This window comes from Indiicoccus explosivorum (genome assembly GCF_002167005.1).
Taxonomy (GTDB): domain Bacteria; phylum Bacillota; class Bacilli; order Bacillales_A; family Planococcaceae; genus Indiicoccus; species Indiicoccus explosivorum.
Map to the genome: position 1 here is coordinate 1 of NZ_NHTN01000061.1, position 16,337 is coordinate 16,337.

Consider the following 16,337-nt stretch of genomic DNA (forward strand, 5'->3'; position numbering starts at 1 on the left):
ACGGCCACATCTTCATCTCCATGCTTTCGGATAAGAATACCGGGGAAGATATCGGCAAGGCACTGGAATATGGAGCGGATGATCATCTTCTCAAGCCGTTCACTGCGGAAGAACTCCTGCTCCGGATCAGCCGTCTCATGGCGCGCTGAGAAAACGCCGCATTGAACTAAAAACCGCAGCCGGCCGGCTGCGGTTTTTCTGTTATGCATGCTGTTTTTCTGCATGAAGCTGCTGCATTGTTTCGTCGAATTCCCTTTCGATTTCAGGATTCGGTTTATACGTAGCCAGGCTGACAAGCCAAGCGGCCAGTAAACACAGGATAAATCCAGGAATGATTTCGTAAATGCTGTCTGTGAAAGTTGTATCGATCCCTTCCCAGATGATGACGGTCGCCGCACCGATAATCATGCCCGTCAGCGCACCCCAATTCGTCAGTTTGCGCCAGAACAGCGCCAGCAGGATGATCGGCCCGAACGCCGCACCGAAACCTGCCCAAGCGTATGCGACCAGATCCAGAATCGTGGCATTCTGGCTCCATGCCAAGATTGCCGCGATGATGGAAACGAGAAGGACCGCGAGGCGCCCTAAATTGACGTACTGAGCGTCCGATGATTCCTTTTTGAAGACGATTTTGTACAAATCTTCAACAAGAGCCGAGGACGATACGAGCAGCTGTGAAGAGATGGTGCTCATGATCGCCGCAAGAATCGCCGACAGGATGAACCCGGCGATCAACGGATGGAACAGCAGCTGCCCCATGCCGAGAAACACCGCTTCCGGATCGGTCAGCACATTCTCAGGGTTCTGCTTAAAGAATGCAATACCGGCGAGTGCTGTCCCGATTGCCCCTAAGAGACAAAGGATCATCCACCCCATGCCGATGCCCCGCGCTGTCTTGACTTCCTTCAATGTCTTGATCGCCATGAAGCGCACGATGATATGCGGCTGGCCGAAATAGCCGAGTCCCCAGGCAGCTGCGGAAATGATTCCGATCGCTGTCACGCTTGCTGGGAAGAGTTCAAGAAGCTCTGGATTGATTTCATTGACTTCCCCAGTGATTCCGCCGAATCCGCCGGTCACAATGAGTCCGACAATCGGCACTGCGAGCAGGGCAAGGAACATGATCGTCCCTTGGACGAAGTCGGTGTAACTGACGGCCAGGAATCCGCCGAATAAGGTATAAGCGACAACAACCGCAGAAATGATGATCAGCCCCAAATGGTAGCCGAGACCGAACGATTCCTGGAAGAATACGCCGCCTGCCACCATTCCCGATGATACGTAGAATGTGAAGAAAATCAAGATGATGATTCCGGACACGATGCGGATCAGCCGGGAACGGTCACGGAGACGGTTCTCCAGGAAGCTCGGAATCGTAATGGAATCCTCGGAGACATTTGAGTAGACGCGGAGGCGCGGCGCGACAAAAAGCCAATTCAAGTAGGCACCGATGACCAAACCGATGGCAATCCATACCTCGACGAGCCCTCCGACGTAGATAGCGCCCGGCAAGCCCATCAAGAGCCATCCGGACATATCCGATGCACCGGCACTGAGTGCGGCTACAGCGGGTCCAAGACCTCGACCGCCCAGCATGTAGTCTGACAGATCGGAGGTTTTCTTGTAGGCATACCAGCCTATGTAGAGCATTGCAGCAAAATAAATGATTAAAGCAATGATCTGATACGTGTATTCTGACATATTTTCTCCCCCTTCCATGTTAGCTTAACACATACTTGTGTCAAATTGGTGACAAATGTTGTTTTAAAGCGAATTTCTCGGGGAAAAGCCTTTGTTAAGGAGGAGATTAGTATGCCATGGAGTAAGAACGATTACCCCGATTCATTCAAAAATCTGAATGAGGATGTACGGAATAAAGCGATCGAAATCGGGAATGCCCTTCTCCGGGATGGGTACGATGAGGACCGGGCCATTCCGATCGCGCTGGATAACGCCAAGGATTACATCAAGAAACAGGATGACCAGCCCGTTTATGAAATCCGGAGCCATGATGACGGATGGCAGCTGAAGAAGAAAGGCAGTGACAGAGCCATTTTAATTGAAGAGACAAAGGAAGATCTTCTCGGTGAAGCAAAGCGCTATGTGACGAAGAATAATGGGGAACTTCATATTTATAAGGGCGACGGCACGCTCGAAGATACACTTTATGAATAATTTGCGGCATTTGCGCTTTCCTCGCACGGGAAAGCGTTTTCTTTTTCTGCTTGCGCTCTTAATTTTTTGACGCCATAAACAGGAATAAGATAAAATGGCTAATGCCAACAAAAACTATAGGAATTAAAGGAGATAAAAGGCATGAAAAATTTTAGTGTTTTATTCGCCCTGCTGCTCGGCGCAGTCTTGTTCCTTGCAGCCTGCGGTGCGGAAGAAGAAGCGGCCGAACCGGCTGAAGGCGGCGCAGAAGAAGAAAACCTTCTTGCAGCCATCGAAGAAGAAGGCGTGCTGCGGATCGGCACAGAAGGCACTTACCCGCCGTTCACATTCCATGATGATTCGGGCGAGCTGACCGGTTTTGACGTGGAAATCGCACGGGAAGTCGCAGAGCGTCTCGGCGTGGAAGCGGAATTCATGGAAACCCAGTGGGATGCCATGTTCGCAGGACTTAATGCAGAAAGGTTCGATATGATTGCGAACCAGGTCGGTATCCGTGAGGACCGGCTGGAGAAATATGACTTTTCCGATCCGTATATCACTTCTGCAGCTGTCCTCGTGACACGCGCGGACGATACGGAAATCACGGAATTCGAAGACTTGGAAGGCAAGACGACGGCCCAGTCCCTGACTAGTAATTTTGCAGAAATCGCAAAAAGCTATGGCGCTGAAATCGAAGGCGTGGAAGGATTCAGCCAGTCGGTCGAACTGCTGAACTCTGGCCGGGTGGATGCGCTTGTCAATGACCGCATCGCGGTTCTCGACTACCTGAACCAGCGGCCGGATGCGGAAATCCAGATCGCCGCGATCCACGAAGATGCTTCGCAGAGCGGGCTCATGTTCCGGCAAGGCAACGAAGAATTGGTCGAAGCGGTGAATGAAGCGCTGGCCGCCATGATCGAAGATGGCACATATGAAGAAATTTCGACGAAATGGTTTGGCGAGAATGTTCTTGAGTAGTCTGTTTACAGATCCTGAACGAGCGGAACGCCTGATCGATATCGCTCAATCCTCCCTCCTGCCTTTGCTGGAGGGAGTCATTTTATATACGATTCCGCTCACGCTGATTTCGTTCGCCTTCGGTCTTGCGCTTGCGGTGCTCACAGCACTTGCCCGGATTTCGACGGTCAAACCGCTCCAGATCATCGCACGCATCTATGTATCCGCCATCCGCGGGACACCGCTCATCGTCCAGCTGTTCATCCTGTTTTATGGACTTCCGACGCTGGAGATCGAAATCGATCCGTTCCCGGCAGCTGTCATCGGATTTTCCTTGAATGTCGGCGCTTACGCATCGGAAGTGATCCGGGCGGCCATCCTTTCCATCCCGAAAGGCCAGTGGGAAGCAGCGGATACGATCGGCATGTCCTACAGTCAGTCTCTCAAGCGGATCATCTTGCCGCAAGCTGCGCGCGTCTCGGTGCCGCCGCTGTCGAATACATTCATCAGTCTGGTGAAGGATACGTCTCTCGCATCCCTGATCCTCGTCACTGAGATGTTCAGACGGGCACAGGAAATCGCGGCGCGGACGTATGAATTTTTGCTTCTCTATATGGAAGCGGCGGTCATTTACTGGATCCTCTGTTTCCTGCTGTCGCTCGTACAGGGACGGCTGGAGAACCGGTTTGACCGCTATGTATCCAGATGACCATAACCCATTAAGTAAACGGGGGAATTTGATGATTTCAGTCCGTAATCTCCATAAACGATTCGGTGACCTTGAAGTGCTGAAAGGGATCGACCTTGATGTCCAGCAGGGCGGAACGGTGGTTGTCATCGGCCCATCCGGCTCCGGCAAGACGACGTTCCTCCGCTGCCTGAATATCCTTGAAGCGCCTTCTGCCGGTTCCGTAAAGATCGGCGATCAGACCGTGGATTTTTCAAGACCGCTATCCAAACGGGAGATCGCCTCTTTCCGAAAGCAGTCGGCGATGGTATTCCAGCACTATAATTTATTCCCTCATATGACAGCTCTTGAAAATGTCATGGAGGGGCCAGTGACCGTCCAGAAAGTGCCGAAACAAAAAGCCCGGGAACGGGCGGAGGCGCTGCTGACGAAAGTCGGCCTTGGTGAAAAGCTGCATGAGTATCCCTTCCAGCTTTCAGGCGGCCAGCAGCAGCGGGTCGGGATCGCCCGGGCGCTTGCGCTCGACCCGAAAGTGATGCTGTTCGATGAGCCGACTTCCGCACTCGATCCGGAACTTGTCGGCGAAGTGCTCCAAGTCATGAAGGACCTCGCTTCTGAAGGAATGACGATGGTCGTGGTCACGCACGAGATGCGCTTTGCCCGGGAAGTCGCGGATGAAGTGATTTTCATGGATGGCGGACATGTCATCGAACGCGGCAAACCAGAGGACGTATTTACACGGCCGTCACAGGAACGGACTCAGCGCTTTTTGAATCTGATCCAGAACACGGATGTCCTTTAAGTCTGCGCACACTCGAAAAACCCGCTCCATCTTCTGATGGGGCGGGTTTTATACTGCCTGCACTTCTGACTTCTTTTCCTTTTCCAGCTGGAAAAACGCCAGTGAAATCGCCTGGGCGGTTTTTCCGCCATTCTCAGGACAAGTGACAGCCTCGTACTGCCCAGCACCATATGTTCCATATATCCGCTCACATTGACGTTGCCCAAAATCCGCCAGTCACCGGTCTCCGGAAGTTCCGCATTGAACGCACCCGGTTTCAGCGGCTTGTTTTCTATGCAGATCGTTTCAACGCTTCCGATGCTGCAAAGGCAGGAGTCGACTGCAACAAGCAGGGCGTCCGGATGATTTCCCTTGATTTCTGCAAGCACCTCATGGAAGTTGAGCGCATGGACAGGTTCGTGCAGACAGCCATAAACGTGGATGTCTTCTCTTTTCCAAAGCTTCTTCATTTTCTTCAGTTCCAACCCGACAAATGGTCCGTACGCATCGCCGGTCGACCGATCGGTCCCGATACAGACAAAGACAATTTCGCGCTCATGCCGGAATATCTCCTTGAATTGCTCTTTCATGAGACGCATCGCATTCTCTTCTTCCATGTGGACGCGCATCGCTTTCACCTGCCTTCCATCCCTTTATCCCCATCGCGGGTCACTACTTTTTGGATGATTTGATCCGGTAATGCTTCCCTTCTTCACGCTTCGGAAAAATTTCAATCATTTCTTCTTTTAATCCGGGAATACCCGGCGTTTCCTCGCCCGCCAGTTTTTCAGGCGGCACGTCCCCTTCCTGGGGTTCCAGCAGCCTGGAATCATACTTATCCATCAGTTCCTGAAGTTCATCAAGATCTCTAATGTTCTTATCGCCTCTGACTTCTTTCAGCAGGCGTTCGGTCTCTTCTTCCGTCAGCTCTACATAACCGACTTTCACACGTTCCGTCGCCACACCGACACCTCCAGCTCGATTGTCTCTATGCTTTTGTTATACCCTTGACCTCTCTGTCAATAAACCTGGGTGAAAACCGCAGCAAAAAGAAAAAGCCTGCCATCCGGCAGACCGTCGTCCTGTTGTGCGGGTGTCACTTCTTGAACCACCCTTTTTCCTTGAACCGGGAAATCGCCTCGATCCGGTTCCCGACATCCAGCTTATCCAATATCGTGGAAATGTAATTCCGGACGGTCCCGGTCGTCAAATACAGTTCTTCCGCGATCTCTTTCGTATTCTTTCCTTCCGCGATCAGTTCCAGTACCTGGCTCTCCCGGTCCGTCAGCGGATTATCGGTGCTGCTGTACGCGAGATCGATCAGTTCAGGCGCGTAAGCACGCCGGCCGTCCATCACCGCACGGATTGAACTCGCCAGTTCATCGCTCGGACTGTCTTTCAGCAAGTACCCGCCGACACCCGCTTTCCGGGCCCGTTCAAAATATCCCGGCCGCGCGAATGTGGTCAGGATGATCACTTTCACCGGCCATTCCTTCATCGCTTCTGCCGCATCAAGACCGCTCATGATCGGCATTTCAATATCCATGATACAGATGTCGGGTTTCTTCTCCTCTACAAGCGCTACCGCCTCTTCCCCGTTGCGTGCCTGCCCGACCACTTCCATATCCTCTTCCATGCCCAGAAGCGTCCCGAGCGCCCCGAGCATCAGCCGCTGATCTTCCGCGATTACGATCCGGATCATGCCGTCCCCTCCTCAGCCGTATGCAGAATTACACTCGGCACCCGGATTTTGAGGACCGTGCCGCTGACGGACTCAATTTCCAGACTGCCGTTAATAAAATCGAGCCTCTCTTTCATACCGGAAATACCGTTTCCCCGGAGCACAGCCCGCCGTTCTTCAAAACCGCTCCCATCATCCTGTATGGTGAGCAGCAGCTCCTTTTGGGTCTGCCGGATGAATACGATACACGTTTCCGCACCGCTATGCCGCACGACGTTATTGACCGCTTCTTTCAGGCACATGCTGAGCACATTTTCGACGAGCAGCGGAATCCGGATGGCTTCCAGGTTCCCTTTGAACAGGAAATGGATGCCCGCGGCTTCCAGAAGCTGTTCCACGTGCGCCAATTCTTCCGGCAGCTTCGTCCCGCGCATTTCCGATACCAGTTCCCGGACTTCCTTCAGCGCCGTCCGGGCGGTCTGCTGAATATCGGCCAGTTCCTTTTTCGCCGACTCATCGTTTTTCCCGACAAGTTTTCCGGCCAAGTCACTTTTCAACCCAATGAGTGACAGTTTTTGCCCAAGCGTATCATGGAGATCCCGGGCTATCCGCTGGCGTTCCTCCATCACCACCAGCTCGGAAATCCGTTTATTGGCGTCTTCGAGCTGACCTTCCAGCTTCCGCTGTTTTTGACGGTTGTAGGAATTGAAAGGCACCAGCACGACTCCGATTACGGAGACCACCAAAAACGGCAGCTGCGAAATGAAAAGTTCGTAATGCAGGAAGAACCCGAAAGTGATGGCGATCACAGTGGTGCCTACATGTATGCCATACATGATGAAGAAACCGGAATTGCTGCGGAACCTCCCGATGACAAAAGACAGGAACAGCGCAAAATACACATAACCGAACACTAGCGTCATCCCGACGTTGATGACCATTTCGACACTAACCCAAAAATAGATGCGCCAGTCTCCCAGCAAGAACGACAGCCGGTAGGCCATAAAGAACAGGAAGAGCATGGCTAAGCCGTACAGGATTTCAACTGCCGATACTTTCCGGAAAATGAAAAAAAAGGGCAAAATACAGAAAGCTACCCAGGCGTATATGCTCAGCCAAGGATTTTTAGGAAATATTTGATACCAGCTCTGCATGCCACCCCTCCTCACGATTGCCGTTTTCCTTTAGTATACCTGCTGGCAAGCAAAAGAAAAAACCATCCGCCGGATGGTTTTTTCAACTGCTGCTGTTATTTTTGAAGATCGGATTTCAGACGCTTGGATGATTGAGTCGTTCCAAGCTGGTCCTGGATATCCTTGAATGTGACGAATGACTTGTTCTTCACGTCGTAAAGTTTATAACGCAGCGACTCGAGGCTCGACGCCAGCGTGATCGTCGTCGCTTTCTGGAGCGGCGGAACCGATGTGTGCGCTTTTTCAAGGTTGTAGTTCGGAACCCGCGGGCTCAAGTGGTGCACGTGGTGGAAGCCGATGTTGCCCGTCACCCACTGGAGCACTTTCGGCAGCTGGTAATAAGAACTTCCTTCGACCGCCGCTTTGACATAATCCCATTCGCTTTCGTCTTCGAAATACGAATCTTCGAATGTGTGCTGAATATAGAACAGCCAAATGCCGAGCGCGCCGGCTGTGAACATCATGACGCCCTGGATCAGCAGGAATGCCTGCCAGCCGATCAGCAAAATCAGCAATGTATAAATGACGACAAGCGATGCATTGATCAGATACGTGTTATTGCGTTCTTTCTTGCGGGCGTCCTTCCGGTTGAAGCGGCCCGAAATCAGCACGAGAAACAGCGGTCCGAGTCCGAACATGACGAGCGGGTTGCGGTACAGGCGGTATTTCAGGCGCTCCAGCTTTGAAGCTGCCAGGTATTCTTCGATCGTCATCACCCAAATATCACCAACACCGCGCTTATCGAGGTTGCTGCTCGTCGCATGGTGGATCGCATGCTCGCGTTTCCATTTTTCGTACGGGAACAATGTCAGGATACCGGTGATCGTGCCGACAACCGCGTTCAGTTTTTTATTCTTGAAAAAAGATCCGTGCGTACAGTCATGGAAAATGATGAACATCCGGACAACGAAGCCTGCGTTGACAACCGCCAGCGCAACGGTGAGCCAGACGGATACGGAAAGGCTGAGATAAGCCAATACCCAAAGTGCGATGAACGGCACAAGCGTGTTGACCATCTGACGGACACTCGCCCGCATATCTGCTTTTTCGAATGGGGATACGGATTTTCTGAGCTGCATTGTTTTCTCTTTGCTCATGGTTCTCCTCCTCTGCCGGTAATGGATTTCGCCGGTCTGCTTGTATATCCCCCATTCTAAAGAAGATGGCTGTCTTCGGATAGAAGCAAACGTCATTTTGGTATATGACACTTGTCATGTCTTTCGCTTTCCGGATTGGAGGTGTATACTGAATACCAACTCAGAAGATTCAGAAAGGAGCATCTGCATGGAAGGGCTGATTGCGCTGATTCCCGCTGTCATGGCGTTGTCCATCCCGATTGTCGCGATTGTGACCGCTCACAAAAGGAGCCTTGAGAAAATAAAGCACGAACGGATCCGGGATGAAATCGAGCTCGAAAAAATGAAGCAGATCAATTATGTAACGGAAACCGAAAAACTTCGGCTGGAACTCGAACAGATGAAAATCGGTGACGTGAAGAAAGAACAAAACCTGCTGCTGAAGTAAAAAGCTCTGAAGTCCGCCGACTCAGAGCTTTTCTTCATGTGTCCAATGCCTCTTTGCCGGCATCCATCCATGATCCGATCATTTATTGGCTGCCAGTTTCACTGTCTCCGCCAGCACTTTCGCCCCGTCCGTAAGAGCGGAAGGACTGAAGGTCATATCCGGATGATGGAGACCCGGTCCGAGATCCGCTCCGACACCGACCATGGCCGCTTTGATGCCGGGATGTCGGATGGTATAGAAATGGAAGTCATCCCCGCCCGGCGTAACCACTTCATCAGCCAAGCTTTTTTCACCCATTGTCCCGATGATCGCTTCCCGGACGAGCGCTGCGGCTTCTCCGCTCACTTCCGCAGCCGGAATGTAATCATCGAATGCAAATGAAACGTGCACGCGATAGAGCTTCCCCGTCTCTTCCAGCCCTTCTGCAATCCGATCCTTCAGCTGTTCAAGCACTTCGTTGGACTGCGCCCGTATATCGATGGCGAACGAGGCACTGCCCGGAATGATGTTCACACTGTCGCCCCCTGCCTGGAGCTTCGTCAGCTTTGCGGAATACGGCTCATAAGGGGAAAAGTAAAGGGACTTGATGAACTGATGGATGCCGAACAGGGCATCCACTGCATTTCTTCCCTGGTGGGGACGCGCTCCGTGCGCATCTTCGCCCGTGATTTTCCCTTTCAGGAACAGGCCGGCTCCGTGATGGATGGCCGGCGCGACTTTCCCGAGAGGCAGTTCTTCCTGCGGACGCAGATGCACGCCGAACAAATAAATGACATCATCGGCCGCTCCCCGGTCAATAGCGGCCAGCGCGCCGTTCCCCTGTTCTTCAGCCGGCTGGAAAATGAACCGCACTTTCCGGTTCAGCGTTTCCCGGTGAAGAAGCTCGAGAGCGCCAAGCACCATGGTCATGTTGGCATCGTGACCGCAGGAATGGTTCGCCCGGAACACACCGTCCACTTCCTGCCAAAGCGCATCCATATCCGCCCGGAGTGCGATCACTTCTTCCCCTTGCCCGATTTCCGCAATCAGTCCGGGGACATCGCCGAACAGTCTATACGGGATGTTGTATTCCTCCATAATGGATGCCAGTTTTTTGGTCGTGTCCCATTCCTTGAAGCTGACTTCGGGATGTTCGTGGAAGTGGGTGAACCAGGCGTTCAGTTTCTGTTCCAGCATTCCGCTCACTTTGCTGCACCTCCGATCTCCATACGGGCGACGGTCAGCTTTTCAAGCTGGGATTCATCGATTTCAATACCGAGACCAGGCTGACCGGACAGCCGGACGAATGGCAGTTCATAGTGAAGATTCCCGATTTCTTCTGTGAACAGCAGCGGTCCGGTCAATTCGGTGCTGCCGATGTTCGTCCTCGCCAACGCCACGTGGTAACCGGCTGCCGAACCGACAGAGGACTCCACCATCGAACCGATCTGGCAGGTGATGCCGGCCGCTTCTGCCGTCTTTGCCATCGCTGCAGCCGGGTAAATCCCTCCGCACTTCATCAGTTTGATATTCACAGCATCAGCCGCCCGCTGCCGGATGATTTCAAGAAGATCATCCATGGAATGGAGCGTTTCATCCGCCATGACCGGTACCGCTGTCTTCGTCCGGATTTCCGCAAGTCCGGCAATGTCTCCAATCCGGATCGGCTGTTCCACCCAGGAAATGGCGAGAGGTTCGAGCTGCCGGATGAGGGAAGCAGCCATTCCGGGAGATTTCCAGCCTTGATTGACGTCCACCCGGATCTGTACGTCCTTTCCGACTGCCTGCCGGACAGCCGCAATCCGTTCGACGTCAAGCTGGGGATGGCCTTGGCCGACTTTCAGTTTTAAGGAAACATAGCCTTCAGCAAGCGCCCGTTCCGCTTTTTCGGCCATCACCCGGGGCTCTTCGATGCTGAGGACTTTCGGATAAGTGAGCGCTTCCTTCGCTTTTCCGCCGATCAGGTTATAAACGGGCTGTCCCGCCGCTTTCCCCATCAAATCATAGCAGGCGATGTCGACCGCCGCTTTGGCAGCCGGATTCCGGATCAGGACTGAATCCATTTTCTGATGGATCGCTTCGATATTGAACGGATCCATACCGATGACCGCCGGCAGAAGCACATCTTTCAAGACCGCCGCCGCGGCTGCCGCGCTCTCACCGGTCACATGTTCATCCGGCACCGCTTCCCCATAACCTATGAGCCCTGTGTCGGTCTCCAGCTCGAGGATGACTGCCGGCATTTCCGGGTATGTCGCATACGAAATGATGAAAGGCTCCTTCAGTGGAAATTCAACTGATCGGATCACCGCTTTTTTGATTTTCATCTAAACGCCCCTTTTCTAAGGATTTATAGCGCTGCTCTGCCTGATCAGGTGCTCTGAAAGTGCTCCTTCGAATTTTCTCCGGATCGCCGATTCATCGCCGAATACCATCACTTTGTCACCTGCCCGCAGTTTTTCTTCCCACAGGGATTTCCGCACGACGTGATCCCCCCGTTCAATAAACAGCAGATTCATGTACTCTTCCCCCTCGATCAGCTTCCGGCATGGAAATCCTTCGTATTTCGACCCCTCTTCGATATCCACGACCATGACAGCATCCCCCTCTCCAAGCGCCAGGATTTCCTTGAGGGGCCAATCCTCCAGATTGAACTGGGCATCCATGTCATGTTCGAACCGCTTTTGCAGGACCCTCATCATCCGTTTGCTTCTGAATACGATCAGAATGGTGAATAAAACCGCGATCCCCACGGACAGCGCGCCGATCCGCATATCGTTCGACAGAAGGGACGCAATCGACGAAATGATGACCGCGAGGGAAAAGTACCCGAACAGAATCATCACGGCGCTGATTCTTCTGCGGATCGGATGATCGATGACCAGAGCCGATTCATCTGTCGTGTATCCGGTGCCGGTCAGCATGGAGATGGCTTGGAAACGGGCCACTTCCTTCTCAAGCCCCGTCGCCCGGAACAGAAGGACGGCAATCTCGATGACAAGTCCCATAATGGTCGCGTACAGCACAATAAACAGTAAATTGATCATGCGCATTCCTCCCGAAGGCCAGAATACTTCCTGAAGTTGCAGAGTCCCTGAACTATTCATTACAATTAACTATAGTACCAGAAAATTAAGGAGGCTGGCAGATTGGAAACCATATCAATGCACAAAGGCAGCTGGCGCTGGGCTCGGATCGACCTTGAAGCCGGGGAGCACGGCTCCGATGTGCCGGGCCTGCCTGATCCGTGTATCGACTGGCTGTCTTCAGTCTCGGCCGGTGACAATCAGAACTTGGAGATGGAGACGACCGAAGAAGGAAAGGAAGCCGTATGGGGCTCTGTCATTTATTATCAGGACGTGGAGAAAAGAGAGAACAAGAAAGTGTTCCAGTATATCCTCACACATGATCTCCTGGTTACGGATCCCATCGATTTCGACCGGCTTTACCGGCTGAAGGGTTCAGAAGTGATGCAGAAACTGGATCACGCGGAAACGGCGATCGAAGGGTTCATGATCTTACTTGGCGAGACGGTCGCTTCCTTCCTTAAAGATATCGACGGGTTTGAAAACCGGATGCACGACCTGCTCTGGCAGATCAAAGAGCAAAACAACGAGAACGTGCTGGAACGGATCATGGAGAACCGCCATGAGATTCTGGTGTGGAAAAATCTGATCATTCCGATTATTGAAGTGAAAGATGCCATGCTGGAAGCGTTCGGCGATGAAGTGTCAGACGGCAGGAATTACACCCGGACATGCCGGCGCATCAACCGCTGCCTGGAAATCATCGAGCAATACGATGACGAAATCCGGCAGATGACCGACCTCGAAACGGTCCTCTCTTCATACCGCGGAAACGAGATCGTCAAAACCTTGACCGTCATCACCCTCCTGTTCACTCCACTTGCCGCCTGGGGAGCGTTATGGGGAATGAACTTCGAGGTGATGCCGGAGCTGAAGTGGCAATTCGGATACCTTTTCGCCATCTTAATTATAATCGCCACAACTGCCTGGCTGTACGTTTATCTCAAACAGAAAAACTGGATCGGCGACGTGCTCCGCAGTCCGAAAGGCAGGAAATTTTAAAAACAGGCCGCCCATTGACGGGCGGCCTGTTTTAAAATTTCAAAGTAAAAATAACAGAATGGAATAACCTGCAAGTCCTGAGAAAAACGCACCGAAGCTGCTCGCCCGTTCGTCCGGCAGTTCTTCCTTCATGACGTTCAACACAACACTCCCCGCAATGAAGGCGGTCAGGAACGAAATGATTAAATCATGAACTTCCGTCACAGTGCCGGTAAGCCAGCCGATGAAGATGGCCGCCGTAAGCAAGTATCTTCCGAATCGATCGTAATCTTCTTTGTGGGTCGCCCGGAGTCCCCGGTCATTTGAAATGAAGTGGACACCCATCGCAATGAAAAAGAACATCATGCTCCATCCGTCGGTGAATTCTTCACGGATGAGCAAGTAGCCGATCAGTGCATTATAGACAGCGAACGAAGAGATGTGGATCCAAAAAACCCCACTCTCCGACTTGCGTTCATCCGCTTCTTCATTGTGGCGCTTTGACCGTTTGACCAGCTGCTCCAATCCATAAAATATCGCGAGTCCGAGCATGGCGATGAGGTAAATGTGATGTTCAAAAAAGCTCAGGAATCCGTTCTCGATTTCACCCCGCAACGCTTCCTGGAACTCGCTGAGTTCAGGCAATAAATGCAGAAAAACATATGCCACCGCGATTCCGCCGCCAATCGATAAAAACCGGCTCCTCGGGACCACACTGAGAAAGGTCATTTTTTTTGCCAACAAGTGGATTGCCATCAGGCCAATTACAAAAACCAGGCTCAGCCAGAAAAACATAGACTTTCCCCTTCCTCTATGAGAACTAAAAAGCAGGTGAGGAGCCGGAGCTGCCCACCTGCCCTGTCTTTTCTGTTATCCGTTAAGCCCTTTTTTCACCCAGCCGGCGACTTCGAGCGTGCGGCGGGTCTGGACACCGACCGCTTCCTTCACTTCCGGTGCGCCGACCATTTCACCTTCCTGCGTGACGCTTGCGCTCGTGCCGTACGGATTACCGCCGGCCGCGAACAGTTTCGGATCCGTATAGCCAGGTGAAGCCACGATGGCACCCCAGTGGTACATCGTCGTATAAAGCGACAGAATGGTCGCTTCCTGACCGCCGTGCGGGTTTTGAGCTGATGACATGGCGCTGACCACTTTGTTGGCAAGCTTGCCCTGAGCCCATGCGCCGCCAGCCGTATCGAAGAACTGCTTCATTTGGGCGGCCATGTTTCCGAAACGGGTCGGAACACTGAAAATGATGGCATCCGCTTCGACCATATCATCCACTGTCGCAGTCGGAACATCCGTCGTCGCTTTATAATGCGCATGCCAAGCCGGATTGGACTCGATCGCCGACAGCGGGGCAAGTTCCGGCACCTTCAGCAATTTCACTTCAGCGCCGGCAGCTTCAGCGGCTTCCCGCGCCCACTGCGCAAATTGATAGTTCGTACCTGTCGAACTGTAATAAATAATCGCCAGTTTCACTTTGTCTCCCATACGATCGCTCCTTTTCTGATTAGCATTTTGTCCTGAATTCAAGATGTACGATTGTCATTATCCGGTATTCCCTTCCGGTTCCAGAGATAAACCCGGAAAAAAGCTTTTATGAATTGCCTGCCAGTTCAGCGGATTGCTCCCGCAGCTTGAATTTCTGGATTTTCCCCGACGCCGTCATCGGGTACTCATCAGTGAATTCCACGTATTTCGGAATTTTGTGGTGAGAGATTTTCCCTCTGCAATAGTCTTTCAATTCTTCAGAAGTCAATTCCTCCCCATTTTTCAGGATGACCCAGGCCATCAGTTCCTCGCCGTATTTTTCGTCCGGCACCCCGACCACCTGGACGTCCTGGACTGCCGGGTGCTGGTACAGGAATTCCTCGACTTCCCGCGGATAAATGTTCTCGCCTCCGCGGATGACCATATCCTTGATCCGTCCTGTCACCGCAATGTACCCGTCTTCATCTTCCACTGCGATATCGCCGGTGTGCAGCCAGCCGTCCGGATCGATGGCTTCCCGTGTCGCTTCTTCGTTTTTATAGTAGCCTTTCATAATCAAATAACCGCGCGTGCACAGCTCACCCGGTGTGCCAGCCGGCACTTCCTCTCCTGATGCCGGGTCGATGATCTTTACTTCGACATCCGGATGCGGTTTGCCGACCGTCGACACCCGTTTCTCGATCGGGTCATCCGCTGTCGTCTGCGTGATGACCGGCGACGATTCCGTCTGGCCGTACGCGATGGTGATTTCAGTTGCGCCCATGTCATTGATGACTTTTTTCATTACTTCAATCGGACACGGCGAACCCGCCATAATGCCCGTGCGGAGTGTCGACGTATCGAATGATTCGTACTCCGGGTGGTTCAATTCGGCGATGAACATCGTCGGCACACCGTGGAGACCGGTGCATTTTTCGTCCTGCACCATCTGCAGCACTTTCTTCGGCTCGAACTGCTCGGTCAGCACCATCGTTGTGCTGTGGGTCACAGCCGCCATCGTGCCGAGAACACAGCCGAAACAGTGGAAAAACGGCACCGGGATGCACAGCCGGTCATGTTCCGTCAGCCGCATATAATCCCCGTTGCGCTGCCCATTATTGACGACGTTGATGTGCGTCAGCATGACCCCTTTCGGAAACCCCGTCGTGCCGGATGTATACTGGATATTGATGACATCGTCCGGGTCCATCGAACGGTATCGCTCTTCCAGCACTTCTTCAGTCACTTGTTCAGCGAATGCTTCGAACTCGCTCCACGTATAAATGCCCGGATAACTGTTGTCACTCATGACGATGACCCGCTTGAGATGAGGCAATTTCCCGCTCGACACTGCGCCTTTTTCAGCCGATGCCAATTCCGGCACGACTTCATTCAGCACGTCGATATAGTTCGTTCCTTTGAACTCTTCCCCGAGGATGAGCGTCGTCGCATCCGACTGCTTCAGCAAATACTCCAGCTCGGCCGCTTGGTAATTCGTATTGACCGTTACGAGCACACCGCCCATCTTGCCGGTCGCGAACTGGCTCAGCAGCCACTCCCGTTTGTTATCGGACCAAATGGCGACATGTTCCCCTTTTTCAATTCCGATCCCCATGAAAGCCCGGGCCAGCCGGTCCGTCTCTTCATCGAATTCCTTGTACGTTTTCCGGATGCCGTGTTCCGGATACACATATGCTTCCGTCTCCGGATGCTTCGCTGCCTGGTCCCGCAGCACTTCCCCCACTGTCTGGCGCACTATTGCCATGTCCAATCCCCCATTTCTTGAAATCGCTTCCACTCCATATTATCACAGTATTCTGAACAGAAAAATAGACTGCCG

The 16,337-nt window shown here is 52.7% G+C and carries 18 protein-coding genes; 6 read left to right on the plus strand and 12 right to left on the minus strand.

Annotated features, from left to right (window positions below; genetic code table 11):
• Window positions 1–201 precede the first annotated feature (201 nt).
• Complete coding sequence (gene putP / locus CCE92_RS14310) at window positions 202–1,701, minus strand: sodium/proline symporter PutP (protein ID WP_088009134.1); 1,500 nt, start codon at window positions 1,699–1,701, stop codon at window positions 202–204.
• 111 nt (window positions 1,702–1,812) lie between these two features.
• On the opposite strand from putP, the gene CCE92_RS14315 reads away from it, so the two are divergent.
• The 4 genes from CCE92_RS14315 (at window position 1,813) to CCE92_RS14330 (ending at window position 4,601) form a co-directional block, all read left to right on the plus strand.
• Window positions 1,813–2,175 (plus strand): DUF2188 domain-containing protein, encoded by a 363-nt coding sequence (locus tag CCE92_RS14315; RefSeq protein WP_088009136.1) that lies wholly within the window; start codon window positions 1,813–1,815, stop codon window positions 2,173–2,175.
• A gap of 141 nt (window positions 2,176–2,316) precedes the next feature.
• On the plus strand, window positions 2,317–3,132 hold the full coding sequence (locus CCE92_RS14320; protein WP_088009138.1) for an amino acid ABC transporter substrate-binding protein: 816 nt from the start codon (window positions 2,317–2,319) through the stop codon (window positions 3,130–3,132).
• On the plus strand, window positions 3,119–3,820 hold the full coding sequence (locus CCE92_RS14325; RefSeq protein WP_175578108.1) for an amino acid ABC transporter permease: 702 nt from the start codon (window positions 3,119–3,121) through the stop codon (window positions 3,818–3,820). Before CCE92_RS14320 ends, CCE92_RS14325 begins: the two co-directional genes overlap by 14 nt.
• Window positions 3,821–3,851: 31 nt before the next feature.
• Window positions 3,852–4,601 (plus strand): amino acid ABC transporter ATP-binding protein, encoded by a 750-nt coding sequence (locus CCE92_RS14330; protein ID WP_088009142.1) that lies wholly within the window; start codon window positions 3,852–3,854, stop codon window positions 4,599–4,601.
• Here the strand turns inward: CCE92_RS14330 and yyaC are convergent.
• The 5 genes from yyaC to desA all read right to left on the minus strand — a co-directional run bounded on the left by yyaC (window position 4,598) and on the right by desA (window position 8,551).
• Window positions 4,598–5,209, minus strand: coding sequence for a spore protease YyaC (yyaC, locus tag CCE92_RS14335; RefSeq protein WP_088009144.1), 612 nt, complete (start codon window positions 5,207–5,209; stop codon window positions 4,598–4,600). The two genes, CCE92_RS14330 and yyaC, sit on opposite strands and share 4 nt — an antisense overlap.
• 43 nt (window positions 5,210–5,252) lie before the next feature.
• Window positions 5,253–5,543, minus strand: a complete 291-nt coding sequence (locus tag CCE92_RS14340) for a hypothetical protein (RefSeq protein ID WP_088009146.1) — start codon at window positions 5,541–5,543, stop codon at window positions 5,253–5,255.
• Between the two features lie 133 nt (window positions 5,544–5,676).
• Window positions 5,677–6,282: a response regulator transcription factor gene (locus tag CCE92_RS14345; protein ID WP_088009148.1), complete on the minus strand. Its 606-nt coding sequence runs from the start codon at window positions 6,280–6,282 to the stop codon at window positions 5,677–5,679.
• Window positions 6,279–7,415 (minus strand): sensor histidine kinase, encoded by a 1,137-nt coding sequence (locus tag CCE92_RS14350; protein WP_088009151.1) that lies wholly within the window; start codon window positions 7,413–7,415, stop codon window positions 6,279–6,281. Before CCE92_RS14350 ends, CCE92_RS14345 begins: the two co-directional genes overlap by 4 nt.
• A 95-nt stretch (window positions 7,416–7,510) precedes the next feature.
• Window positions 7,511–8,551 (minus strand): Delta(5) desaturase DesA, encoded by a 1,041-nt coding sequence (desA, locus tag CCE92_RS14355; protein ID WP_088009152.1) that lies wholly within the window; start codon window positions 8,549–8,551, stop codon window positions 7,511–7,513.
• Between the two features lie 187 nt (window positions 8,552–8,738).
• On the opposite strand from desA, the gene CCE92_RS14360 reads away from it, so the two are divergent.
• Entirely contained in the window at window positions 8,739–8,978 is a 240-nt protein-coding gene (locus CCE92_RS14360; protein WP_088009154.1) for a hypothetical protein, read from the plus strand.
• A 78-nt stretch (window positions 8,979–9,056) separates the two neighbouring features.
• Here CCE92_RS14360 and CCE92_RS14365 read toward each other — a convergent pair whose 3' ends face one another.
• From CCE92_RS14365 to CCE92_RS14375, 3 genes are read right to left on the minus strand one after another with little or no spacing between them, the layout of a single operon-like run.
• Window positions 9,057–10,154 (minus strand): amidohydrolase, encoded by a 1,098-nt coding sequence (locus tag CCE92_RS14365; protein ID WP_088009202.1) that lies wholly within the window; start codon window positions 10,152–10,154, stop codon window positions 9,057–9,059.
• 5 nt (window positions 10,155–10,159) lie between these two features.
• Window positions 10,160–11,284, minus strand: a complete 1,125-nt coding sequence (locus tag CCE92_RS14370) for a mandelate racemase/muconate lactonizing enzyme family protein (RefSeq protein ID WP_088009156.1) — start codon at window positions 11,282–11,284, stop codon at window positions 10,160–10,162.
• A gap of 15 nt (window positions 11,285–11,299) precedes the next feature.
• Entirely contained in the window at window positions 11,300–12,004 is a 705-nt protein-coding gene (locus tag CCE92_RS14375; protein ID WP_088009158.1) for a hypothetical protein, read from the minus strand.
• Window positions 12,005–12,106: 102 nt separating this feature from the next.
• On the opposite strand from CCE92_RS14375, the gene CCE92_RS14380 reads away from it, so the two are divergent.
• The gene (locus CCE92_RS14380) at window positions 12,107–13,045 is read left to right on the plus strand and encodes a magnesium transporter CorA family protein (RefSeq protein ID WP_088009160.1); all 939 of its coding nucleotides are present in this window, start codon (window positions 12,107–12,109) and stop codon (window positions 13,043–13,045) included.
• 39 nt (window positions 13,046–13,084) lie between these two features.
• Here the strand turns inward: CCE92_RS14380 and CCE92_RS14385 are convergent, their stop codons facing one another.
• The 3 genes from CCE92_RS14385 to CCE92_RS14395 form a co-directional block, all read right to left on the minus strand.
• Window positions 13,085–13,819: a ZIP family transporter gene (locus tag CCE92_RS14385; RefSeq protein WP_088009162.1), complete on the minus strand. Its 735-nt coding sequence runs from the start codon at window positions 13,817–13,819 to the stop codon at window positions 13,085–13,087.
• A 75-nt stretch (window positions 13,820–13,894) separates the two neighbouring features.
• On the minus strand, window positions 13,895–14,518 hold the full coding sequence (gene wrbA / locus CCE92_RS14390) for an NAD(P)H:quinone oxidoreductase (protein WP_088009164.1): 624 nt from the start codon (window positions 14,516–14,518) through the stop codon (window positions 13,895–13,897).
• A 106-nt stretch (window positions 14,519–14,624) separates the two neighbouring features.
• A complete protein-coding gene (locus tag CCE92_RS14395) occupies window positions 14,625–16,262 on the minus strand; it encodes an AMP-binding protein (protein ID WP_175578109.1) in 1,638 nt (545 codons plus the stop codon).
• Window positions 16,263–16,337: the final 75 nt, after the last annotated feature.